Source organism: Rhizobium sp. AQ_MP (genome assembly GCF_014237835.1).
In the GTDB taxonomy this organism is placed as follows: domain Bacteria; phylum Pseudomonadota; class Alphaproteobacteria; order Rhizobiales; family Rhizobiaceae; genus Allorhizobium.
Genome location: NZ_JACJVI010000020.1, coordinates 47,891 through 70,758 on the forward strand (window position 1 = coordinate 47,891; position 22,868 = coordinate 70,758).

Consider the following 22,868-nt stretch of genomic DNA (forward strand, 5'->3'; position numbering starts at 1 on the left):
CGATGTAACGATGGATCATCAAGCGCCAAGCGCGTCGGGCCAACTCAGGCTGCCTCGCTTGTCGCCAGCGATATAATCGCCTGCCGGATCGTGCCCTCCCGCGACACAGGCTAGCATCAGGGCACCGGACCATTGCAGTTGAAATTGCCACCCCGGCCGCTGAGACCTGCGATGATGGCACGGATGCGTCCCGTCATCGCGTTCTGCATGTTGCGACTGGGATAGAGGCGCAGGGACATGTTATTCGACGTCGCACTAAAACCGAAGATTGAGACGCAGGTTCATCCGAGCAGCGAACATGGATCACACCAACGACCGATCGCCATCCCATACGCCTATAACCGAGACGCACCAGGTCGGCATGCTCATCGCCCGATCTTGTCGTTGGATGGGCTCCTTCGATTAGTCTGGTGTTCTCGGTTATCTGAGGACAAACCAGCGCTCGTGCTTCTTGGCTCGGGTCGACCGCCTATGCCCTTCTCGTCAAATCGGTGAGCCATCACCCATTGCCACGCCACGACTGGACGAATTTCTTGCAAATCCCGAAAACATGGATAATATGGAATTCATCAATCGGAGGCTCAGATATGCGGCAGTTCACGACAGGTGATCTTAACAAACAAGTGGGCGACGTCACCGATGCTGCCAGCCGCGAGCCGGTGGTCCTGACCAAGCACAGGAAGCCGCGTTTTGTCCTGATGAGCTACGATCATTATGAGCGTCTACGGACCGGCGTTGATCCTCGGGCTGTTCATCGTGCGTCTGAAATGCCAACGCAACATCTAGAGTTGTTTGAAGCGGAGATCGATCGACTATCTCGCGGCGAAGGCTATGGCGATGAGCCGTGATTTTCTTCCCGGCCAAATCATAGCCTACCCGTATCTCTGGGCCTGGCAAAATGAGCGGGGAGAGACCGAAGGCCGCAAGTCGCGCCCTACTTGCGTCGTCATCGCGGTCCGCGGGGTCGCAGACGGCCTCACGCATCTTGCGCTGCTTGCTGTCACGACGCAGCCTCCGCAGCCAGATCGCACAGCGATCGAAGTTCCTGAAACAGAGGCTCGTCGAGCCGGATTGAGCGACTTGAAGCGCTGCTGGGTAATGATAGACGAATATAACTACGATGTTGCCGAACGATCCTGGTACATTGAACCGGATCAGAATGTTCTTGGTCGTTTTAGCAAGGCGTTCATGATGAAGATTGCGTCTTCCTTCGGTGAAGCATCTAGAAAATCGGGACGCAGGATCAATCGGCTCGACTGAGCTTAATGGGCATGGGGCTGATTTCGGAACCGCAATAAAAAGGCATGGCTTTACTCTTTGGGTAAAGCCAGAAGCCTCGACGGAGGCCAATTAAGTGCCTACCGGCTGAATCATTGCCCAGAAGACTACTACACCAGTTTCACGCCCACCAGGACCGACATGTAACAAGCTGCTGCTTCTTAGAGAACCGGTCGCCGGCGTAACCTGCACGCCTGTTTGCGGCTCGGTCCAGTCTACAGCTTTCTTCTGGACTACAGCTTCCGCAAGAGCGATCAGCCCCTGAATTCTGCCTCATGAGCCGGAAGCTTGGCCAACAGGCTGTCTAGGGGGTAGGTGTTACCGCTTGAGTCCTCCCAATGGCCGTATTGCGCATTTCGCACTTCGACTGGCCAGCTCTACTCCAGAGCACACAAATTGTTCTGGAAGGCCTTCCATGACATTCCTTCGCTCTGCAAAGTTACTCTTGGCTGGAAAGGATTTTCGTGTCGACCCATGCAAGTAATCTATGAGTTGGATGATGATATTGATGAGCACCGCGTTGTTGCTATGGCGGCATTGCCTCTGCATCAAGTTGGAGGGAATACCGACTTAAGCCATGACCATACCTAGTCCGCGCAAGTCGCAAGGATCGGCGTCATAAGCCTTATGTGGGCGTCGACCCGTTCCAGCACTTTCTTGGGAATATGAGCGCGTTCAGGCAGGGACCACCACGACTGGTTGACTTGCTCAACTGTCTCAACGACCGCCTTCATGACAGCAGCTTCCGGCAGACGTGCACGGTTGGCAAAAACCTTCCATCGCGGGGCGTTCATGGCCTTGAAAGCCCTCTCACCTGCAAGCGACAGCGCCATGGCGTCTGCTGGAAGATAGGGCACAGTAGACACCACATCATAGACGGGAGCCAGCGCCGGCTCATTTCCTTTCCCGCGATAGATCAGTGACCAGTTTTTAAGGTGCATGTCGCCATTGCCGGTAACAACTGCCAAAGCCAGTCGACGAACGAAGTCTAGCGCAACTGAGGATGAGACGGCGATCCCGAGGGCTGCAGCAATGTCGTGATAGGCGGCGCCTTCATACTTTCGCGAGGGATAGATACCAAACACCTGAGCGAAGTCCTCAATATGGATCCGCTGACCCTCAGCACTGCGATCGAAGCGTTTGACGAGTAGAACTTTTCCGTCTGCCAAGCTCTCGAATTCATCGGGGATCCCCTCGAATGCTGATTGTTCGACGAGTTCACGTTCCGGCACTTCCATTCCGATCGCTTCGGCCAAGGCGAGATTGGCGTATTCGTTTTCCGAAACGCCCGGGAACGATGTCGATGGAAACTTGGCGATGTATGAACCCTGTTCATCCCCCAGTGGTATGGTCAGGCCACCACCTTTGCCTGTGTTCTTGATGACCGAGAGCTTCATCTGCACACCCGCAAGGGAAAACCGGGCCCTGGGTGGGTAAGAAGACAGCCCTACATTGCGAGTACCGGCCCCACCGCTCGGCACGACACGGACGGCGCCTGGCAGATCCGAGCCGAGCGCCGCGAGCAAATCGAAATCATTTCCAGGTCGCACGCTACCTGCATGGTGCTTTTCCATCGCGTCGCGCAGTTTGTCCTCAGGAAGAAGGTTCGCAAAGAACGCGGGTAATGCTCTTGCGACCGGCTTGGGATCCTTACGCAAACCTCCGTTTGCCGCACGGAATGAGAGACTGAGCACTGGGAAGCCACCCGTCTCGCGATAGCCTTCCTCGAAGCTAAACGCAGTGAAGTCGCCTGGCGTTCTGACGAGCATGCCAACCTTTGTGTCGTTCAGCAGCACTTCAAGTGACGAGATAGATCTTGGATCCACAGTTCTTTCAGGCATCGGTGCCACCGTCGGGACTGACGATGAAAGCAGGAAGATCATCGTCGGCGTTGTCCGGCTGAAGCAGAGCATTAACCGCTGGAATCATCGATTGAGGGATGAGCATCAGCTCCATACCGAGCGCGCGACCAATGTTGATCAGCGTGGTCGTGCGAGCAGAGCTACTGCCGGCTTCAATCTCGCGGTACCGCGGACGCGATATGCCCGCCAGATCTGCAACCCGCTCTTGCGTGAAGCCTAAGCTCTTTCGCGTCGTCTTCAAGAGCTGCCCGATTTCAAGAAGGGCCTGAGATTCCGATTTCATATGAAACCTATAAAGATCATTTCCAAACACGGAGATACGTTTTCATATCTATTTACCCTGAAGCGGTCAATGGAATGATATTTTAATGGATCATTTTTATCGTGATGATCTGTTTATACGTCATCAGGCCTTTTTGAATCACCGCTCAGCATAGCCAATGTGAGGATCCAAGACTGACACTGAGCCAGTACGAACTCCCTCTGCCCCAGAGCCCTGCGCCACGACCGCCAAGCAGGCCGCTAATGACCTCATCGTCCTCTCCTTTCCGACGCTTTTTAGCTTCGAGGCCGACGAAGCGGTCCATTCATCGAAGCGATCTCACAGTAAGAGCGCCACCGGTTACGGCGAGTTTGTCCGCCCGCAAGGAAGAGACGCAGGAGAAGGTGACGCAGATGTCAAGGCTCGCAGCTCTAGGCAATCTGCAAAAAAGAGCGGTTGCCAAAACGGAATCTCAGCTTGTATGTTACATACAACAAGCACTGGGAGGATGCGTTGACAGAGGTGAACAGGGATCAGCTGCTGGCCAAACTGCGTCTTGAACTCGGTTCCAATGCCGTTTTGTCAGGAGACGATCTGCCAGCGCGCAACCGCACGGACTGGAGTTTTCTTCCAAACGCAGAGCCTCTGGCAGTCGTCCGCCCAGCATCCACCGAGGAGGTCGCAACGACACTTACGCTGTGTCACGAGGCGGGCATTGCGGTGACCCCGCAAGGCGGGCTGACGGGACTGTGTGGTGGTGCGCGGCCGCTCGACGGGGGTATCGCCCTGTCGCTAGAGCGGCTCCATGGTATTGAGGCACTCGACCCGGTCGGCATGACCATAACTGTGCGCTCCGGCACACCGTTAGAAACCGTTCAGAAGGCAGCCGATGACGCTGGCCTTTTCTTCTCCCTGGACCTCGGCGCGCGGGGTTCCTGCGCCATCGGCGGCAATCTGTCGACCAATGCCGGCGGCAATCGCGTGATCCGTTATGGCATGGCCCGAGATCTCGTTCTTGGTCTGGAGGCCGTTACCATGGACGGTACCGTGGTCACGATGATGAACCGGATGATCAAGAACAATGCCGGATACGATCTGAAACAGCTCTTTCTTGGAAGCGAAGGCACGCTCGGTGTCATAACCAGGACGGTGCTGCGGCTGCACCCCAAGCCTGGATGCGTACAGGCAGCATTGTGTGTCGTGGCGGGATACGAGCAGGTCCTTGCTTTGCTCGAAAGTGCCCGACGCAGTCTGGGGCCGCTGCTGTCAGCTTTCGAAGTGATGTGGGCCGACTACTGGAGGCTTTATGCCGATCGGGTGCCCGGGGCTCGCCCACCGGTATCACTGGGTAGTGGTAGCCACGTCGTTCTCATTGAAATGCAGGGGCTGGACGAGGTGATAGATGGCGGACGGTTTTCCGTCTGGCTGGAAGACATGTTCGAGAAGGGCATGGTAGTAGACGGCGCCGTTTCACACAGTCTTGCCGATCTGCAAGCCTTCTGGACAACACGTGACGCTGCAGCAGAATTTGCAAACCCCGATGTTGCCGGACCGCACATCTCCTTCGACGTCGGATTGCCGGTCGGCCGGATGGACGAGTTTGCTAGCCGTTCATCTCTAGCTCTTTCCGAAACACTTGGTTGCTGCTCAGTTTACTATGGCCATGTGGGCGACGGAAACCTGCATGTTGTCGCCTGGGTCAAAGGCGCGGCAACACAACCCCTGCCCGCCGTCAGCGATGTGGTCTACCGGATCGTCCGTGAACTTGACGGGACTGTTTCGGCTGAACACGGCATCGGCACACTCAAGAAACCCTATCTTGGCTACAGCCGCAGCCCGGTCGAAATCGATCTGATGCGCCGGTTGAAGTCCTGCATGGACCCCAAGGGACTGCTCAATCCTGGAAAGGTCTTCGACTAAAGACAGCACGTTCAGGAGGACGAACGCGGCTGCCAAACAACCCAAGGAGGAGAAATCATGTCCATTAAACGTCGTCACGCGTTCGCGCTCGCAGCCAGCCTTGTTATGGGCACGTTCTATTCCAGCCCCGCATTCGCCGAATGGCCGGAAGGCCCAGTCACGATGGTCGTTCCCTGGGGTGCGGGCGGTGGCACCGATGCCACCGCGCGGATGATCGCCAATCTATTGCAGAAAGAACTTGGCGTCCCGGTGCCGGTCGTTAACCGAACAGGCGGTTCCGGCGTTGTCGGGCATGCAGCCATTGCCGATGCGGCCCCTGATGGCAACACCATTGGCATTGCCACACTCGAGATCGGTACCATGCATCATCTCGGCCTAACTGAACTCGACTACAAGGCCTACACGCCCATCGGCCTGTACAATTCCGACCCCGCAGCCATCTTCGTGCGTGCCGACAGCGAATATGCCGACATGAAGGCGCTGCTGGAGGCCCTGTCCAAAGCCGCCGATCGTGAACTGAAGGCGTCAGGTTCCGCCCAAGGCGGTGTCAACCATCTTGCACTGGCTGGAATGCTGGCAGCCGCCGGCCTGCCGGTCGAGCGCGTCGCCTGGGTGCCGTCCGAAGGGGCTGCACCCGGCCTGCAGGATCTAGCAGCCGGCGGCGTGACCATCGCAACCGCATCGATGCCCGAAGGCGAGGCGTTGATGCAGGCGGGACGCATCAAGCCGCTTGCGATCTTCTCGAGCGCCCGGCTTGAGAAATATCCCGATGTTCCGACCTTCCAAGAGGCATCAGGACATGGCTTTGCCATGGGCTCATGGCGCGGCGTGGTCGCACCTGCGGGGCTTGCCCCCGAGGTCGTGACCAAGCTCACCGATGCGGTGGCAAAGGTAGTCAACGACCCGGCCTACCTGTCCTTCATGCAGGAGCGCGGCTATGCCACGCAATGGACACCGGGCCAGGAGTTTGAAACCTTCATGGCAACCTCGGACGCAACGCTGGGCGAAACGCTCAAGTCCGTCGGACTCGCCAAGTAATCATGGCAGGCCTGCATGCGTTCAGCATGCAGGCCATACCCTCACGAAGGGGTTCTTCATGAAGTTTCACGACTCGATCATCGGCCTATTGCTGGTCGCCTTCGGGGGCTGGGTTCTTTGGCAGGCGCAGGGCTTTCCTGACATGCCGGGCCAGATCATCGGCCCCGCGACATTTCCGACGCTGCTTGGCTGTCTCTGTTCGCTTGGCGGCCTGATGCTTATCTGGGAGGGCCGCAAGATGTCGCCGCACGCGCTTCTCTCGCTCCATGACGGCTGGCGCATCGGCCCGCGGATCACCTGCGTTGCGGTTGCCATCCTCGGTACGCTCCTTCTGGCTGTCACCTTCGAGCAGGTCGGCTTTCCGGTTGGCGGCACGCTGCTGCTGGCGGCGCTGTTCTTGTCCGCGGGACTGACCCATCCCAAGTGGATCGCGGTATCAGCAGTCTTCGTGCTGACGGTTCATCTGGTCATGACGCGTCTTCTCTATGTGCCCTTGCCATCCGGTTTCGTGAAGGGGCTGCTCTGATGTATGCAAATCTCGATACGGTCATCGATCTCGTGTTCAATTGGAACATGCTGATCGTGATGGTGAGCTGCTCGGCATTCGGCCTGTTCGTCGGCGCCGTTCCCGGACTGTCGGCCACCATGGCCACGGCCATGCTGGTGCCGATCACCTTCTTCATGGACCCGGTACCCGCGATCGCGGCGATCGTCACGACGGCGGCGATGGCGATTTTCGCCTCAGACATTCCGGCCGCCCTCATTCGTATCCCCGGAACGGCAGCGTCTGCGGCCTATATCGGCGATCTCAACGCGCTGACCATGCAGGGCCGGGTCGGACGCGCGCTCGGCATTTCCGTGGTTGCGTCCGCCATCGGCGGCCTGTTCGGCTCGGTGGTGCTGATGTTTGCGGCCCCGCAGCTGGCCGAGGTGTCGCTCAATTTCACGTCATTCGAATATTTCTGGCTGGCGCTGCTTGGCCTCTCCGCCGCAGTGATGCTGGGCTCCGGTTCGCTGCTGAAATCGCTGATGTCCTTGCTGTTCGGCCTGATGATCGCGACGGTTGGCATGGATACTACGGCCGGCCATCCGCGCTTCACCTTCGGTCTTTCCACGCTGCTGGATGGCGTCGCCTTCGTACCGGCGTTGATCGGCGTGTTTGCCATACCGGAACTGATACGCACCTTCGTCAACCGCGAGCGCACACCGCCGGCCGCCCCGGTCGGCAATCCCTTTCGCATGTTCGCGGGGCTGGGCGGCGTGCTTTGGCGCTACAAGACCAATCTGGTCAGGGGATCGGTCATCGGCACCACAGTCGGCATCCTGCCCGGCGCGGGTTCCGACATCGCCTCCTGGATCTCCTATGCCGTCTCCAAACGCTTCTCCAAGCAACCGGAGCGCTACGGCCATGGCTCGGAAGAGAGCCTGGTGGATGCCTGCGCGGCCAACAATTCCGCCTTGTCGGGAGCCTATGTGCCGGCCACGGTGTTCGGCATACCGGGCGATTCCATCACCGCGATCGTCATCGGCGTGCTCTATATGAAGGGCCTCAATCCCGGTCCGCTTGTCTTCATCAACAATCCCAACGAGGTGATGGCGATTTTCGTCACCTTCTTCCTTGCCAATCTCTTGATTGTGCCCTTCGGCCTGCTGGCCATAGCCCAAGCCTCGCAGGTCCTGCGGGTGCCCAAGCTGATGCTGGCTCCACTGATCCTGGGCTTCTGTATTGTCGGTGCCTATTCGATAAACGCGGCTGCCTCTGGCGTTGTCATCATGCTGGTGCTCGGTCTCTTCGCCTACCTCATGGAAGAGAACGGCTTTCCGGTCGCGCCCCTGATCCTCGGGCTGGTGATGGGCCCGTTGGTGGAGCGTAATCTGGTGACATCGCTGATCAAGGCCGATGGTGTACCGCTTGTTTTCATCGAGCGACCAATTGCGGCTGGTCTTGCCCTGCTTGTATGTGTTGTCTGGGCTGTGCCGGCATGGTTGCGGCTGAAGCGGGGACGGATAACATGAAGAAGATTGCGCAACCGCAATCCCTGGCTGAGATAGCAGCGGCACAATTGCGCGAGGCGATCGTCACCGGCAAGTTCCGGCTGGGCGAAAACATCTCGGAAGAAAAGCTGGCGCTGCAAATGGGCATCAGCCGCACGCCGATCCGTGATTGCATGGCGATTCTGTCGAAGGAGGGGCTGGTCGTGGTGCGATCCAAACGCGGCTCTTTCGTCTTCGAGACAAATGTGGCCGATATCGGCGAGATCTGCGACTACCGGCTGATGCTGGAATTGCAGGGTATCAAGGCCGCGATCGGCCAGGCCCGTGAAGATTATCTCGCGGCCATGACGCAGATCCTGCGAGACATGGAAGGAGCGCTTGAGCGAGGCGACAGCGTTGCCTACGGCACGGCCGACACGGCATTCCACCAGCTTGCTTTCGATCACTGTGGCAATTCTTACTTGCGCGACGCCTACAGCCTGGTTGCCGGGCGTATCGCGGCCCTGCGCGCCAATATCACCGCGCCCTATGACGAGCGAAGACGAGAGTCCTTCGGCGAGCATCGCGCCATGGCGGCCATGATCGCCGAGGGTCGCTTCGCGGAGCTCGAGGCGGCGCTCTCCCTTCATGTCAGGCGAACGCGCGACGTCTATATCCGGGCCATCAGGGAAGGACATCTCGGACCGGCCAGCGCCGCCGTTGATGATCCGGACTGACATCAGGCCATCAAATGGAGACCAGCATGCATCCAGCAGACCGCTTAAAGACCCTGATTTCAGGTAGCGAGATCATCATGGCACCCGGCGCGCCCGATCCTCTGACGGCCCGACTGGTGGAACAGGCGGGTTTTCCTGCGGTCTACATGACCGGCTTCGGCGCCACCGCCAGCCATCTCGGCGTGCCGGATCTTGGCCTGATGAGCCAGTCGGAAATGACCACCCATGCCCGGAACATGGCGCGGGTCGTGGGCATACCGATCATTGCCGATGCCGATACCGGCTATGGCGGCCCGGCAAATATCGAGCGCACTGTCCAGGAATATATGCAGGCCGGCGTGGCGGCCATCCATCTGGAGGACCAGCAGCAGCCCAAGCGCTGCGGCCAGCTGGCTGGCATCAGGTTGATACCCGCCGAAGACAATGTCCGCCGGCTGAAATGTGCCATTGCGGCCCGCAACACCGCCAAGCTTCTGGTCATCGCGCGCACCGACGCCCTGCCAGCATCCGGCGCCGACGAGGCTATTCGCAGGGCCAACATGTATCGCGATGCGGGCGTCGACCTCGTCTTCGTCGACGGCATCAAGTCCATCCGAGAGATCGAAACCATTGCCAGGAATGTCGACGGCCCGAAGGTGGTGAGCATCGTTGACGGTAACGAGACAACTGGTCTTAACGCAGAAGAGCTCGGGCAGATGGGCTTCCAGATCGTGTTCTATGCCGTGTCGACATTGTTTTCAGCAGTGAGGGCCGTTCAGGACACACTTTCGGTCCTGAAGCGGGACGGCACAACTAAAGTCCGGCAATCCGCCATGGTGACCTACCAGGAATACAGCCAGATCGTCGGGCTCAAGGATTTCCAGTCCCTTGACGATCGCTTTGGTTGAGAGGGATCCGCACTCTGTTTCGTGTCCACCGTGACAGCCCTCGTGTCTGACCCAACATAGAACGACAGTCACCAATCCTGCTGAACAAAATCAGGAAGTCATCATGAAAACCTCGATCGCCACCGTTTCAATCAGCGGCGAGTTTCCCGAAAAGCTGGCGGCCATTGCCAAGGCCGGTTTCGATGGTGTCGAGATCTTCGAGAATGATTTTCTCGCCTTCGACGGCAGTCCACGCGACGTCGGGCGCATGGTGCAGGATTTCGGTTTGGAGATCACGCTGTTCCAGCCATTCCGCGATTTCGAGGGCATGCCCGAGTCGCACCGGTCGCGCACCTTCGACCGGGCAGAACGCAAGTTCGATGTCATGCAGGAGCTCGGCACCGATCTCGTTCTCGTCTGCTCCAACGTCTCGCCGGTTTCGCTCGGAGGGATCGACCGGGCAGCGGCCGATTTTCACGAACTGGGCGAACGGGCCGCGAAACGCGGGTTGCGGGTGGGCTATGAGGCTCTCGCCTGGGGCCGGCACATCAACGACCATCGCGATGCCTGGGAGATTGTGCGACGTGTCGACCATGCCAGTATTGGGCTCATCCTCGACAGTTTCCATTCGCTTGCGCGCAAGATCGAGATCGGCTCCATTCGATCGATACCCAAAGACAAGATCTTCATCGTCCAGCTTGCTGATGCACCGCTGATCGACATGGATCTGCTTTATTGGAGTAGGCACTTCCGAAACATGCCGGGCGAAGGAGATCTGCAAGTCGCCGACTTCGTGGCTGCTGTCGCAGCGACGGGGTATGACGGCTATCTCTCCCTGGAGATCTTCAACGACCAGTTCCGTGGCGGCTCGCCGCGGGCCATTTCTGTCGATGGGCATCGTTCGCTGGTCTATCTCGGTGACCAGGTGCGACGAAAGCCCGATGCTGCAGGTTTGACGGTACCGTCGATGCCGGACCGCGCATCAGTGGCCGGCGTGGCGTTCATAGAGTTTTCGGTTGGCGAGGGCGATGCCGAGCTGTTGATCACAATGATGCATGCACTCGGCTTCCGGAAGACCGCTATCCACAAAACCAAAAATGTTAGCGTCTACCAGCAAGGTGATATCCGCATTCTCCTCAACACGGAAGAGGTTGGCTTCGCCAGCAATGCACATGCCGTTCACGGCGCGTCGGCTTATGCCATGGCCTTGCAGGTCGAAGATACATCGGCCGCCATGGCCCGCGCTGTGGCCCTGGGCGCAGAGCCCTTCAGTCAGCCGGTTGGCCCTGGTGAACTCGACATTCCCGCAATCCGCGGGGTCGGCGGGACCTTGATCTATCTGGTTGATGCCAAATCCAACCTCGGGCGAGTGTGGGAGATAGACTTCCAGCCCGCCGTAGACGAAGCCGCACCGAATTCGGTGGGCCTGTTTGCTGTCGATCATGTAGCCCAAACGGTGGCCTATGAGGAAATGCTGACCTGGCTCTTGTTCTACACATCGATCTTCGAAACCAAAAAGTCTCCCATGGTGGACATCATCGATCCGTCTGGAGTGGTGCGCAGCCAGGTCATCCAAAACGATGAGGGAACGCTGCGCATCACGATGAACGGTGCGGAAAACCGGCGCACGTTTGCCGGCCATTTAATTGCCGAGACATTCGGGGCCGGGATCCAGCACATTGCCTTTCGCACCGAGGACATTTTCGCCACGGCTGCGGCGCTCCGCAGCAACGGTTTCAATGCACTGCCTATCTCACCGAACTACTATGGCGACATCGAAGCGCGTTTCGGTCTGCTTCCGTCACTGACTGAGCGGCTTAAGGCCGAGAACATCCTCTACGACCGCGACGAGCACGGGGAATACTTCCAGCTCTACAGCGGCACCTACGGCGAGGGCTTCTTCTTCGAGATCGTTCAGCGCAGCGGGTATCAAGGCTATGGCGCCGCCAATGCAATATTTCGCATCGCGGCGCTGAAAAGACAGTTGCGACCGACGGGAATGCCAAGAGCTTGATGATGTCCCCGCTCATTTGAGGTCAACCGTGAGCGAGAGTGAGACAGGCACCGGTGGGTGGGGCTACCGATTGCATGACATCCAATCGCACGCTTGCCGATCCTCATCAGCGGTCGCGATGCTGATGTCGCGCTACGGTTTGCGGCATGTGGCTTTCCGAGAAAAAACAAATTCTGCATCACGGTGCATGGGCGTATTCGGAATACTGCCCCTTAAATGATGCCCGAGTAAAGTCTGTTACAAAGAGCCCAAAATAGCTTGAATGGAATGCGGACCCGATGAAAGCCTTCGCTCCGGCAGTCAAGGTTTCAAAGGAAGACTCACGGACTTCCCCGTCGTCACCCACCCTACGCGTGATTTCTTTCGACACCAGACAACCCTATTCGCTCCAGAGGTCTGAGAATGGGATCTACGGGATGCGACCGCGGCTCCGTTGCGGCATGCAATAGAACCGCGGCTTCTCCGTTGCCAAGGAAATCAGGTTAGGGCCAGGGTTGCTCTTGGCGTTGAATCATCGCAGTCTCTGGGGGCCGAAGGCGCACCAGATGCAGGCGACATTTCCAGTGAGCGTAAGGCAGCAAGGCCGATGAAGCTACGACCAATCTGTGATCACGGGAGGCGGCCTTAAAGGCCGGTGATTTGATGGGTTTTGCGGATCACATAAAAGAAATCGAGCAGGTTGGACGAGGGAGCAACACGGGTCGCGACGCCATTGTCATTGAATCCTGGCGTCGCTGCCTGGAAACCTATCAGCTGGATCCTGCGCAGGCGCGCGAGGCGGTCATCGTCTCTCAGACTCGGCTGCGCGAACATCGCCAGCAGGCGGAAGACCTTGTGCATATCGCCCGCTCCGGTCTGGAGCGGCTCTACCGGCAGGTCGCCGAGCAGAACTACGTGCTGCTGCTATCGGACCGGCAGGGTGTCACCGTTGAATTTCTGGGCGACCCGTCCTTCAACAACAATTTGCGCAAGGCAGGGCTCTATCTTGGCTCGGAATGGTCCGAGCCACGCGCCGGCACCTGTGCAGTGGGTGCCTGCCTCGCGACCGGCGAGGCCCTGACCATCCATCAGACCGATCATTTCGACAATACCCACACGCCGCTCTCGTGCACTGCCGCGCCGATCTACGATACGCAAGGGACGCTGGCTGCCGTCTTGGATATCTCGCTTCTGAGCTCACCCATCCTCAAGACAAGCCAGAATATGGCGCGCCATCTCGTCTCATCGACCGTGCGGCGCATCGAACTGGCCAATCTCATGGCAAACAGCCGCCACGATCTGGTGCTGCGCTTTGCAGGCGCGCCAGAATTTCTCGACGTCGACCCGGAAGCCGCGATCTCCGTCGACGGCGCGGGACGGATCAGCGGCATGACCCACGGAGGCGCCAGACTTCTGGCCACATCTTCCGGGATAGACTGGCGATCGCCCGAGCTTCTGATCGGAAAGCCGGTCACCGACTTCTTCCAGGCCGGGCTCGACGAACTCGCTTCGCTCACCCGCGCCAGCCTGCCTCAGGACCGGCGGATCGCGGTGCGCGACGGCTCGCTGCTCTTTGCCCATGCCATCGAGCCGCAGCAGCGTACGGCGAGCCTGCCGCTTGTCCATTCGTCCGACCGGCTGCCAGCTATCAGTCGGCTCGGCGGCATCGTGCCTTCGATCGACATCCTCCGACGCAAGGTAACAAGGCTCGCCCCCAGCCGCCTGCCGATCCTGCTGCAGGGAGAGACCGGAACCGGCAAGGAATATCTCGCCCGCATCATTCATGAGGTGAGCGGCCTTTCCGGCCGCTTCGTGGCGGTCAACTGCGCCGCCATCCCAGAACAGCTGATCGAAAGCGAGCTCTTCGGCTATGTACCAGGCGCCTTCACCGGCGCCTTGGCCAAGGGACGAAAGGGGTTGATCGAGGAGGCCGAAGGCGGAACGCTGTTACTCGACGAGATCGGCGACATGCCCTATGCGGCGCAGAGCCGTTTGCTGAGGGTCCTGGCCGAAGGCGAGGTTTTGCCCGTCGGCGGCTCGGTCGCCCGCAAGATCGACTTCCGCATCCTCTCCGCATCGCATCATGCGCTGGCCGACATGGTCTCATCGGGCGGTTTTCGGGAAGATCTCTATTATCGGCTGAACACCGCCGTCCTGTCGCTGCCACGGCTGTGCGAACGCGAGGACCTGCCCTGGCTGCTCGAACGAATGCTCGATAAACACGGCACGCGCGGCCGGCCCCTCACGCTTTCCGGCGTAGCCCGGACGCTGCTTCTGGCCCATCGCTGGCCGGGCAATATCCGCGAGCTCGACAATGCCATCGCCTTTGCGGCAGCCCTTTGCGACGACGGCATGATCGAGGTCACGGACCTGCCGGATCAATTCATACGATCGGCTCCGGACCGTCACGAACATGGACAGGAAGCGGAACTCAGGGCCGTGCTCATGGGCTGCAAGGGCAATGTCTCGGAAGCCGCACGCCGTCTCGGCATCGATCGCACGACCCTTCATCGTCGGATGAAGCGATTTGGCATAGACCGCCCACACTAAACAGGCCACTGCGGCACCTGCCACAGCTGTTGCGCCACACCTGTGGCGCCCTTCACCTGCTTAGGTTCTAAAAGCGCTGCGATTTCAGTCATCTGGATGAGGTGCACAGCTGGCACAGGGGTTGCTCTCCTTGAGGATATCAAAAGCAGCCTTGTGGAGGAAACATGCGTGCCCTGAGATTTCATGCCGCCAAGGACTTGCGGCTCGAAGATATTCCCGAGCCGAAGATGCCGGGACCAGGTCAGATTCTCGTTCGCAACCGCTTCGTCGGGATTTGCGGAACCGATCTTCACGAATACAGCTATGGCCCGATCTTCATCCCAACAAAGCCGCATCCTTTTACCGGCGCCCACGGTCCGCAGGTGCTCGGCCATGAATTCGGCGGCGTTGTCGAAGCCGTCGGGGAAGGTGTGACCTCGGTTGCCGTCGGCGACCGCGTCTCGATCCAGCCGCTCGTCATGCCGCGCTCCGGCGACTATTTCGCCGACCGAGGCCTGTTCCACCTGAGCACGCAGCTGGCACTGGTGGGCTTGAGCTGGGACGGCGGCGGCATGGCCGAGGCTGCCACCGTCAACGAGTACAACGTCCAGAAGATCCCGGACGAGATGACCGATGAGGAGGCCGCACTTGTCGAACCGACGGCCGTTGCCGTCTATGCCTGCGACCGCGGCGGCGTGACCGCCGGCAACAGCGTTCTCGTCACCGGCGCCGGCCCGATCGGCATGCTGACGCTGCTCGCCGCCCGCGCGGCCGGCGCGACCAAGCTGTTTGTCTCCGATCTCAACGACTCACGGCTCGAACTTGCCAGGAAGGTGCTGCCCGACGTCATCACGATCAATCCGAAGCGCGACAAGGTCGGCGATGTCGTGCGCGCCCAGACCGAGGGCCAGGTCGGTTGCGACGTCGCGATCGAATGCGTGGGCAACGAGCATGCGCTGAAGGCTTGCGTCGATGCCGTACGCAAGCAGGGCGTCGTCGTGCAGACAGGTCTGCATCCACACGAAAACCCGATCGACTGGTTCCAGGTCACATTTCGGGACCTCGAAGTGAAGGGCTCCTGGGCCTATCCGACCCACTACTGGCCGCGCGTCATCGGCCTGATCGCCTCCGGCCTGCTGCCAGCGACCAAGATCGTCACCAAGCGCATCACGCTCGATTCGGCGGTCAAGGAGGGCTTCGACGCCCTCCTTGACCCAGCCGGCACCCATTTGAAGATCCTGATCGATCTTTCGAAATAAGCACCCTGGCCACGCCTTCAGGGAGAGGAGCCCCGAAGGCTGTGGCCTGGACGCTTTGACGGAACGCCCCGCACGGGCGTTCTCCTGACCACACCCAAGCATTCATGGAGGAGAAGACATGCTTGATATCAGCCCCGCAACCAAGATCGATACGGCGCTTGCAAAACTCGAAAAGGTGTTTGCAAGCGGCGACATCGACGCCGCCGTCAACCTGTTTCAGGCCGACTGCTACTGGCGCGACCTGGTGACCTTCACCTGGAACCTGAAGACGCTGGAAGGCCATGAGCAGATCCGCGACATGCTGACGAGCCAGCTTGCGGCAATCAAACCTTCCAACTTTGTCCAGGATAGCAAAGAGGCGGCGTCCGAAGCCGGCGGCGTCACCGAGGGCTGGTTCGAATTTGAAACCGACGTTGCCCGTGGCTATGGCCATATCCGCCTCAAGGAGGGCCTGATCTGGACGCTTCTGACCACCATGACGGAACTTAAGGGTCACGAGGAGCCCAAGGGTTTCCGTCGCCCAATGGGGGCAGAGCACGGCCATGACCGTAACCGCCGGACCTGGAAGGAAAAGCAGGAAACCGAGGCGGCCGAACTCGGTTACACCATCCAGCCCTATGTCGTGATCGTCGGCGGCGGCCAGGGTGGCATTGCGCTCGGCGCGCGTCTTCGCCAGCTCGGCGTGCCGACCATTATCATAGAGAAGAACCAACGACCCGGAGACAGCTGGCGCAAGCGCTACAAGTCACTCTGCCTGCACGACCCGGTCTGGTACGATCACCTGCCGTATATCCCTTTCCCGGAAAACTGGCCGGTCTTCACGCCGAAGGACAAGGTGGGCGACTGGCTGGAAATGTATACCCGGGTCATGGAGCTCAACTATTGGGGCTCGACCACGGCGAAGTCAGCGCAATATGACGAGGCGACAGGCGAATGGACGGTGGTGGTCGAGCGCGACGGCAAGGAAGTGGTGCTCAAACCTAAGCAGCTGGTGCTGGCAACCGGCATGTCGGGCAAGGCCAATGTTCCGAAATTCGAAGGTCAGGACATCTTCAAGGGCGAACAGCAGCATTCCTCGCAGCATCCGGGACCGGATGCCTATGCCGGCAGACAAGTCGTCGTCATCGGCTCCAACAATTCCGCCCATGACATCTGCGCGGCACTTTGGGAAGCCGGCGCCGACGTCACCATGCTGCAACGCTCGTCCACCCATATCGTCAAGTCGGACTCGCTGATGGAGATCGGACTAGGCGATCTTTACTCCGAACGGGCAGTCCAGAGCGGCATGACGACGCGAAAGGCGGACCTGATCTTCGCGTCCCTACCCTACCGGATCATGCATGAGTTCCAAATCCCGATCTACAACAAGATCCGCGAGCAGGATGCCGATTTCTATCAAGCGCTGGAGAAGGCTGGCTTCATGCTGGATTTCGGCGATGACGATTCAGGCCTGTTCATGAAATACCTGCGCCGGGGGTCGGGCTATTACATCGATGTCGGGGCCTGCGATCTCGTCATCGACGGCTCGATCAAGCTGAAGTCGGGCGTCGATGTCTCGCACCTGACGGAGAATGCCGTCGTGCTGAAGGACGGCACGGAGCTTCCGGCGGACCTCATCGTTTACGCGACTGGCTACGGCTCGATGAACGGCTGGGCTGCCGATCTCATCTCGCGCGAAGTGGCTGACAAGGTCGGCAAGTGCTGGGGCCTCGGCTCGAACACGACCAAGGACCCCGGTCCCTGGGAGGGTGAACAGCGCAACATGTGGAAGCCGACGCGACAGGAAGCGCTGTGGTTCCATGGAGGCAACCTTCACCAGTCCCGCCACTACTCGCAATACCTGTCACTGCAATTGAAGGCACGTCAGGCCGGGATCGACACCCCCGTCTACGGCCTCATCGAGCCGCATCATCTGTCGTGATGCCGATCAAAGGGCGCCGGTTCCGCCGGCGCCCCCGGACTTTCCCGCCAGCGGCGTCGTCGTAATCGTAATCGTAATCGTAATCGTCGATGCTCTTGGCGAATGGGATAGTTGTCTCCGCGTTCTGTGCGATACCAGTCGTCTTCGATCTTGGAAGGATTCGAACCACCGACCCGTTTGTCCAAGGACAAAGCGGTGGATATCCGGGACCCTTAACTGCTTACCTGCTCCGCGGCTCTCTGTAGCAAACCAGCCCGACTTGAGATGACCTTGCGAATTGCGCTCAGGATGGGGTGCCTGATCCCCTCGTGGGCCAGTTCTGCAACCAGGGCGTCGGCCTCGCTCACAATCCTTTCCGCCATCTGGGCAAGATCGCGGACAAGGATGCGCTGAGAAGATTTGGTTTCGGGCACGAGTGTCGCCCAATGCTTCAACTGGATCGTGTCGGGCACATCGCGGCCACCAATCTTCATGGCGAGCCACTTTGACAAGCGAGGATAAACGGCCGTGCAAACGACATCGTAGATCGGTGCCAGATCCGGTTCATCGGAGCCATAAAGCAGGGCGTAGTTCTTGCCATGGGCATCGGCGTTGCCGACGAGATAGTGGAAGATCAGCATGCGGATGAACTGTAACCGATCCGCGGCAGGTCTAGCGCAGGCCTGGTCGATCAGCCCGAGAGCCCGTTCTGTTCCCGGTCCGCCCTCGGCCTCATACTTCAGCTCCGGCGGTACGCTAAGGGCCTGGCAAAAGTCTTCCTGGTGTAGGCGCTCAATGATGCCGTCTGCAGCCTTCGTCCGATCGTAACGTTCAACCAGGAGAAAGGCAGTCGCCCCGTCTAGGCGTATCTCGACATGGGGTACCGGCAGCTTGAGGCGGGCAGCCAGCCGCATACAAAAATACTCGTTCTCCACTGTGCCTTCCAACGCCTGGATGACCGGTTTCAAGATATGGGTCGTTGGTCGACCATCTCTCGCCAAGGCAATGGAATCTCCATCGACAATGACCGCCAGTTTATCCTGCGCGCCGGCGAGCGATAAGCGAATGCCCTCGTCCCCACCAAGCAAAGGGCGGGTCCGCAACCTGCTGAGAATTTCATCCAGACGTTCCGAAGTGAGAATTTCGGCTTGGGACTGGCCGGGAGGTTCGGGCGCCGTGCCGGCGGGATAGAATGACAAGGCACCTGCGCATTCACCCCCGATAATTTCCAGTAGCCCGAAAGCATTGCCTGCCGAAAGGCCGAGCGCCCCAGCGAGGCGTTGCCGTGCGCCTTCGTCCGGCAAGAGGCCGGAGAAAAACGGGCGCACCACCTGATCACCAAATGGCTTTTCCTGCAGGGGCATCGAGAACGAGATCGCACGCGATCGTTGGTCCAGGAGATACGCGCCGTCATAGGCAAAAGTCAGCAGGCCGTCATCAAGCCGGCCGAGTACGCCCGCCTTGGTGTCGCGAAAATAGACATCCAATACGCGTGTCATGATCGAGGACCCTGGCGACGACCGACCGAAACAACGAGGCCCAAACCAGCCAGGACTTGCATCGCACGGCCAATCTGGCAGCTCTCTTTTCCGGCCTCGAGTTCACGCAGAAACCGTACGCCCACACCAATCACCCCGGCGAGTTGCTCCTGGGTTAAACCCTGCTGTTTGCGCTCCTGACAGATCAGCATGCCGAGGCTTTTCGTATCTTTGATCGTTTCCATAATCACCCCTATCGGGATGATTATATCATCAGATGGTATGAAGGGAAGTCAAAAGAACCGATCGGGATGATTTTAGGATTAATGGCGCCAACTGACCAAAATAGAACCGATCGGGATGAATCCACAACTCCGCAGGACTACCCTAATCTTTACTGCTTGAAACAGTTCTCACGGTGCCATCTCAGGAACTGGGGATGTGGCCGCTCGAAGACCCGTCCTAGCAACCAGCCTGGACGCGGCATACGATTCCACCAAATTCTATGAAGCCTGGCGCAGCGTGATCCAACGCTATGGCATCTACAACCCCTATACCGGCCGCGGCGCTATTAAGGGATTGCTGCCGCACGGACCGCATAATCTTTGGGATATTCTGGCAACGCCTATCCTTAAGCAGACCGGATCGTATGAGCAGGCGAGTTATGCCATCCAAGACACACCGGATGTCGTTCAGCAACACTACGGCCGATTCTTGCCGCAGGACAAGGCGGCGCTTGCGGCAAAGATCCTCAATCAGGTTTGGGAAGCCGCATAGACGCTCGTAATGGCTGCTCCACATCGCACATGCAGATGCAAACCAAGCCCCGCATCTGTATGGGCCCTGCCGGTCTTCTTCGCCTTGATGGGATTTGCACCAACGGCCTTCTAGTCGAAGTTCTGATCAATCCACGGATTGATAACGTTCAATCCAGCTGCCTTGAACGGGCTTGTGTCTCTCGTTGCCACCACGAGACCCCGCTCTGCCGCTGTGGCCGCAATCAATCCATCGGCCATACCGATCGCTTTACCGGATACTCGCGCGCCTGCCATCAGATCAGAGTAGAACCGCGAGGTGCTTAGGGTGAAGGGCAAAATACGCTCAACAAAATGTGGTAGCACCTCATCCTCAAGGCGGTTGCGGAGGATTGTTTGACGGCGCCCGGTAGGCATTGATGCGATGCCAAACCGAAGCTCCGCAACCGATATCGCAGAGATAAAGAGCGTTTCGATTGCTTGGGCATCCAACCAAGCCACAACCGTTGCAGCCGGAGCCGGCTTCCACGGCTCTGATATCACGTTGGTGTCTATCAAGATCATCCGAAAGTCATCGGTTCAGCTGGCGTATTGTCGCGCTGTTGCAGAGCTTCAACATCACTGTCTGACAGATCGGCCTCCCGACCAATGTCCACAAGCAATGATCCGAGCTTTATGCGCTGAGACGGGCGAACAGCGGCATCGAGAATATCGCGGATTTCCGCCTCAGTGCTCCGGCCATGATGAGCTGCTCTCACACGCAAAGCGCGATGGGTTTCATCAGAAAGATTCCGAATGGTAACTGCCGGCATCCTCATGACCTCATTTAGCCAACAACAATGATATCAAATTAGTTCACATGATATCATTGTTCAAGTGGCTCTCGGAGAGGCAGCAGGAAAATCAGAGCCGACTTTCTCCTGCAGAAGCGAACCGGTGACCTGCCAATTGCACTTCAAGGTGTCGTATCGCAGTTCTATCCCGGGGTGAGAATAGGGATTCACATCCTGGCGGCTTTCCCGACAGTCCCCCACTACTGAGTTCGCCCGACCATAATTATCACCGAAGTCTCTTTGGGTCGCCCATTAGGAGAGGGGGAATTGGCCAGCGCCGAACGGCGGGCGCGGACTCACTCGCTTGATAATAGTTGATAAACCGACTATCTTATTCCCGTTGCCTCTTAAGGAGATACGTATGATCAGCGCTGATCTGGGAAAGCAGCTCGAAAACTATATTCAGCAGCTCGTGGATACAGGTCGCTACGGCTCGAAAAGTGAAGTCCTGCGCGAAGGCGTGCGGCTGGTTCAAGACCGTGAAACGCGACTCGCCGCTTTGGATGCTTCAATCATGCGCGGCATCTCTGATGCGGACAGCGGTCGGACTAAGTCGGCCAGCGATGTGTTCGACCGTCTCGACGCTAAATACCATGCAATGGCTGACAAAGCCGAAAATTCCGCATGATCCTTGAGTTTACCAGCGAGGCCGAAGGCGATCTTGAGGAGATCGCCGATTACATTGCCGAGCACAATCCACGGCGCGCTCTTTCATTCATTCGAGAGCTGCGGAGCCGGTGTGAAGATCTGATCAGTCACCCCAACAGCTTCGCCCTCGTTCCTCGCTATGAAGATCATGGAATCCGTCGACGCGTTCACGGCAACTACCTGATCTTCTATCGCGTTGAGCCCGCCAAAGTGGTCATTATCCACATCCTGCACGGCGCAACGGACTATGGCGTATTCCTTTTTGACGAATGATCAAATCAGGTCGATCTGAGGCAAAATGAAGCGAAACACGAAGGGAATAGCTAGTTTTAATGTAAACTTGCAGATCATCGGAGGGAAGTCGTCTTGCTGTCGATCTATCTGCAGGTGTCTAATTCATGGAGTAAATATCGATCCAAGTAGCATAAGATTGAATTATGGAACTGACGAGGGCGGACTGCTCCACCGAACATTCTACTGGCTGGCTGGCTACACGTTGCTACATTAAGTTACTTCTGCCATGGCGTCAGCGATCCGTTCATGGGATGCCAACACCAGGCATTCACACTAATCCTGGAGGAGCCGGCCGGCGGAAGGCGATCCCATTCCGGCGCGTCGTTCCGCCATGACGGTCCAATAATTGGCCAGCACGATGATGGCACCGCCAAGGAAAACCCAGAGGTCGATCGCCTCGCCATAGGCGTAGGAGCCGACGACGGCGGCCATCGGCACGCGCAGAAAATCAATCGGCATCGCAACGGACGCATCGAGGCGCTTCAGCGCTTGCGCCTGGCAGTAATGGGCGCAGAGAGCTCCGAGGCCGGCAACCACCATCCAGGGGATATCCGCGAGATGTACTGGCTGCCAGTCAGTCAGCGAAGCCACGAGGCCGAGTGGCAGCTGGATGACGATCATCCAGACCACGATCGCACCTGGTGAGACGTCGCGCGTCAGCCTTTTGACGAAAATCAAGGAGAGCCCGTAACCGGCGGCGGCGATCAGGACGAGACCCGCAGCCGGGTCGACCATCGCGATACCGGGACGGATGATCACAAGCACGCCGATGAAGCCGCTGATCGTTGCGAAGATCCTTGGCCGCGTCATCTTCTCGCGCAGAAACAAGAAGGCAAACAGAGCAACCCAGATCGGCATGGTGAATTCCAGAGCGAACACCAAAGCGAGCGGCAGCATGACGACGCCGATCGTCCAGAGATACTGGGCCATGAAATGCACGAGGTTGCGTGCAAGATGCAGTTTGAACAGCTTCGCGTGACGCAGTTCCGGCAGCAACATCCGGCCGAAGGCGACGATGACACAAAGGCCGATCAGCGCGCGAAAGAAAAGTACCTGTTCGATCGACAGAGTGCTGGCAAGCTCTCGCGATCCGACGGACATTCCAACGAAGGAGATCATGCCGAGGGCCATCCAGATGAGCCCCTGGATGAAATCGGAATGTTGAAACTGCTTGATGTTCTGCATGTTCAGTTCTTTCAGGTCGGACGTGTGCCCGGATAAGAGCTCGCGCCCGAGAGAGTG

General features: G+C 58.6%; 23 protein-coding genes and 1 pseudogene. 15 read left to right on the forward strand and 9 right to left on the reverse strand.

Annotated features, from left to right (window positions below):
- Positions 1-116 precede the first annotated feature (116 nt).
- Positions 117-239 (reverse strand): hypothetical protein, encoded by a 123-nt coding sequence (locus tag H6M51_RS24890; RefSeq protein WP_281418982.1) that lies wholly within the window; start codon positions 237-239, stop codon positions 117-119.
- Positions 240-587: 348 nt separating this feature from the next.
- Between H6M51_RS24890 and H6M51_RS21480 the strand changes: the two genes are divergently transcribed.
- Together H6M51_RS21480 and H6M51_RS21485 are read left to right on the forward strand one after the other, a co-directional pair.
- Positions 588-848 (forward strand): type II toxin-antitoxin system prevent-host-death family antitoxin, encoded by a 261-nt coding sequence (locus H6M51_RS21480; protein WP_185811848.1) that lies wholly within the window; start codon positions 588-590, stop codon positions 846-848.
- Entirely contained in the window at positions 838-1,260 is a 423-nt protein-coding gene (locus H6M51_RS21485; protein ID WP_185811849.1) for a hypothetical protein, read from the forward strand. Before H6M51_RS21480 ends, H6M51_RS21485 begins: the two co-directional genes overlap by 11 nt.
- A gap of 605 nt (positions 1,261-1,865) precedes the next feature.
- Here H6M51_RS21485 and H6M51_RS21490 read toward each other — a convergent pair.
- Both H6M51_RS21490 and H6M51_RS21495 read right to left on the reverse strand, forming a co-directional pair.
- Positions 1,866-3,119: a type II toxin-antitoxin system HipA family toxin gene (locus tag H6M51_RS21490; RefSeq protein WP_185811880.1), complete on the reverse strand. Its 1,254-nt coding sequence runs from the start codon at positions 3,117-3,119 to the stop codon at positions 1,866-1,868.
- Positions 3,112-3,423, reverse strand: a complete 312-nt coding sequence (locus tag H6M51_RS21495) for a helix-turn-helix domain-containing protein (protein WP_185811850.1) — start codon at positions 3,421-3,423, stop codon at positions 3,112-3,114. The genes H6M51_RS21490 and H6M51_RS21495 overlap by 8 nt, the downstream gene beginning before the upstream one ends.
- A gap of 456 nt (positions 3,424-3,879) precedes the next feature.
- Between H6M51_RS21495 and H6M51_RS21500 the strand changes: the two genes are divergently transcribed.
- From H6M51_RS21500 to H6M51_RS21530, 7 genes are all read left to right on the forward strand, one after another.
- A complete protein-coding gene (locus H6M51_RS21500) occupies positions 3,880-5,322 on the forward strand; it encodes an FAD-binding oxidoreductase (RefSeq protein ID WP_185811851.1) in 1,443 nt (480 codons plus the stop codon).
- Positions 5,323-5,379: 57 nt separating this feature from the next.
- Positions 5,380-6,360 carry a tripartite tricarboxylate transporter substrate binding protein gene (locus tag H6M51_RS21505; protein WP_185811852.1) on the forward strand — a complete coding sequence of 327 codons (981 nt, stop codon included), beginning with the start codon at positions 5,380-5,382 and terminating at the stop codon, positions 6,358-6,360.
- 58 nt (positions 6,361-6,418) lie between these two features.
- Positions 6,419-6,886: a tripartite tricarboxylate transporter TctB family protein gene (locus tag H6M51_RS21510; RefSeq protein WP_185811853.1), complete on the forward strand. Its 468-nt coding sequence runs from the start codon at positions 6,419-6,421 to the stop codon at positions 6,884-6,886.
- On the forward strand, positions 6,886-8,376 hold the full coding sequence (locus tag H6M51_RS21515; protein ID WP_185811854.1) for a tripartite tricarboxylate transporter permease: 1,491 nt from the start codon (positions 6,886-6,888) through the stop codon (positions 8,374-8,376). The genes H6M51_RS21510 and H6M51_RS21515 overlap by 1 nt, the downstream gene beginning before the upstream one ends.
- A complete protein-coding gene (locus H6M51_RS21520) occupies positions 8,373-9,071 on the forward strand; it encodes a GntR family transcriptional regulator (protein WP_185811855.1) in 699 nt (232 codons plus the stop codon). Before H6M51_RS21515 ends, H6M51_RS21520 begins: the two co-directional genes overlap by 4 nt.
- A 26-nt stretch (positions 9,072-9,097) precedes the next feature.
- Positions 9,098-9,958 (forward strand): oxaloacetate decarboxylase, encoded by an 861-nt coding sequence (locus H6M51_RS21525; RefSeq protein ID WP_185811856.1) that lies wholly within the window; start codon positions 9,098-9,100, stop codon positions 9,956-9,958.
- Between the two features lie 103 nt (positions 9,959-10,061).
- Positions 10,062-11,951, forward strand: a complete 1,890-nt coding sequence (locus H6M51_RS21530; protein WP_185811857.1) for a bifunctional sugar phosphate isomerase/epimerase/4-hydroxyphenylpyruvate dioxygenase family protein — start codon at positions 10,062-10,064, stop codon at positions 11,949-11,951.
- A 624-nt stretch (positions 11,952-12,575) separates the two neighbouring features.
- Here H6M51_RS21530 and H6M51_RS24760 read toward each other — a convergent pair.
- A complete protein-coding gene (locus H6M51_RS24760) occupies positions 12,576-12,791 on the reverse strand; it encodes a hypothetical protein (RefSeq protein ID WP_246780628.1) in 216 nt (71 codons plus the stop codon).
- Between H6M51_RS24760 and H6M51_RS21535 the strand changes: the two genes are divergently transcribed.
- From H6M51_RS21535 to H6M51_RS21545, 3 genes are all read left to right on the forward strand, one after another.
- On the forward strand, positions 12,786-14,480 hold the full coding sequence (locus tag H6M51_RS21535) for a sigma-54-dependent Fis family transcriptional regulator (protein WP_348644557.1): 1,695 nt from the start codon (positions 12,786-12,788) through the stop codon (positions 14,478-14,480). The two genes, H6M51_RS24760 and H6M51_RS21535, sit on opposite strands and share 6 nt — an antisense overlap.
- Before the next feature lie 164 nt (positions 14,481-14,644).
- Positions 14,645-15,718, forward strand: a complete 1,074-nt coding sequence (locus H6M51_RS21540; protein ID WP_185811859.1) for a 2,3-butanediol dehydrogenase — start codon at positions 14,645-14,647, stop codon at positions 15,716-15,718.
- A 118-nt stretch (positions 15,719-15,836) separates the two neighbouring features.
- Complete coding sequence (locus tag H6M51_RS21545) at positions 15,837-17,639, forward strand: NAD(P)/FAD-dependent oxidoreductase (protein WP_185811860.1); 1,803 nt, start codon at positions 15,837-15,839, stop codon at positions 17,637-17,639.
- A 212-nt stretch (positions 17,640-17,851) separates the two neighbouring features.
- Here the strand turns inward: H6M51_RS21545 and H6M51_RS21550 are convergent, their stop codons facing one another.
- Together H6M51_RS21550 and H6M51_RS21555 are read right to left on the reverse strand one after the other, a co-directional pair.
- Entirely contained in the window at positions 17,852-19,117 is a 1,266-nt protein-coding gene (locus H6M51_RS21550; protein WP_185811861.1) for a type II toxin-antitoxin system HipA family toxin, read from the reverse strand.
- Positions 19,114-19,341, reverse strand: coding sequence for a helix-turn-helix domain-containing protein (locus tag H6M51_RS21555; RefSeq protein ID WP_185811862.1), 228 nt, complete (start codon positions 19,339-19,341; stop codon positions 19,114-19,116). Before H6M51_RS21555 ends, H6M51_RS21550 begins: the two co-directional genes overlap by 4 nt.
- Positions 19,342-19,549: 208 nt before the next feature.
- Between H6M51_RS21555 and H6M51_RS21560 the strand changes: the two are divergent.
- Positions 19,550-19,873: pseudogene (locus H6M51_RS21560) on the forward strand (hypothetical protein); the annotation flags it as partial.
- Positions 19,874-19,983: 110 nt separating this feature from the next.
- On the opposite strand, the gene H6M51_RS21565 reads toward H6M51_RS21560, so the two are convergent.
- Both H6M51_RS21565 and H6M51_RS21570 read right to left on the reverse strand, forming a co-directional pair.
- A complete protein-coding gene (locus H6M51_RS21565) occupies positions 19,984-20,415 on the reverse strand; it encodes a type II toxin-antitoxin system VapC family toxin (RefSeq protein WP_185811863.1) in 432 nt (143 codons plus the stop codon).
- Positions 20,412-20,663, reverse strand: a complete 252-nt coding sequence (locus tag H6M51_RS21570) for a FitA-like ribbon-helix-helix domain-containing protein (RefSeq protein WP_185811864.1) — start codon at positions 20,661-20,663, stop codon at positions 20,412-20,414. Before H6M51_RS21570 ends, H6M51_RS21565 begins: the two co-directional genes overlap by 4 nt.
- A gap of 382 nt (positions 20,664-21,045) precedes the next feature.
- On the opposite strand from H6M51_RS21570, the gene H6M51_RS21575 reads away from it, so the two are divergent.
- Both H6M51_RS21575 and H6M51_RS21580 read left to right on the forward strand, forming a co-directional pair.
- Positions 21,046-21,312 (forward strand): type II toxin-antitoxin system ParD family antitoxin, encoded by a 267-nt coding sequence (locus H6M51_RS21575; RefSeq protein WP_185811865.1) that lies wholly within the window; start codon positions 21,046-21,048, stop codon positions 21,310-21,312.
- A complete protein-coding gene (locus tag H6M51_RS21580; protein ID WP_185811866.1) occupies positions 21,309-21,605 on the forward strand; it encodes a type II toxin-antitoxin system RelE/ParE family toxin in 297 nt (98 codons plus the stop codon). Before H6M51_RS21575 ends, H6M51_RS21580 begins: the two co-directional genes overlap by 4 nt.
- Before the next feature lie 294 nt (positions 21,606-21,899).
- Here the strand turns inward: H6M51_RS21580 and H6M51_RS21585 are convergent, their stop codons facing one another.
- Complete coding sequence (locus H6M51_RS21585) at positions 21,900-22,811, reverse strand: DMT family transporter (protein ID WP_185811867.1); 912 nt, start codon at positions 22,809-22,811, stop codon at positions 21,900-21,902.
- Between the last annotated feature and the right edge of the window lie 57 nt (positions 22,812-22,868).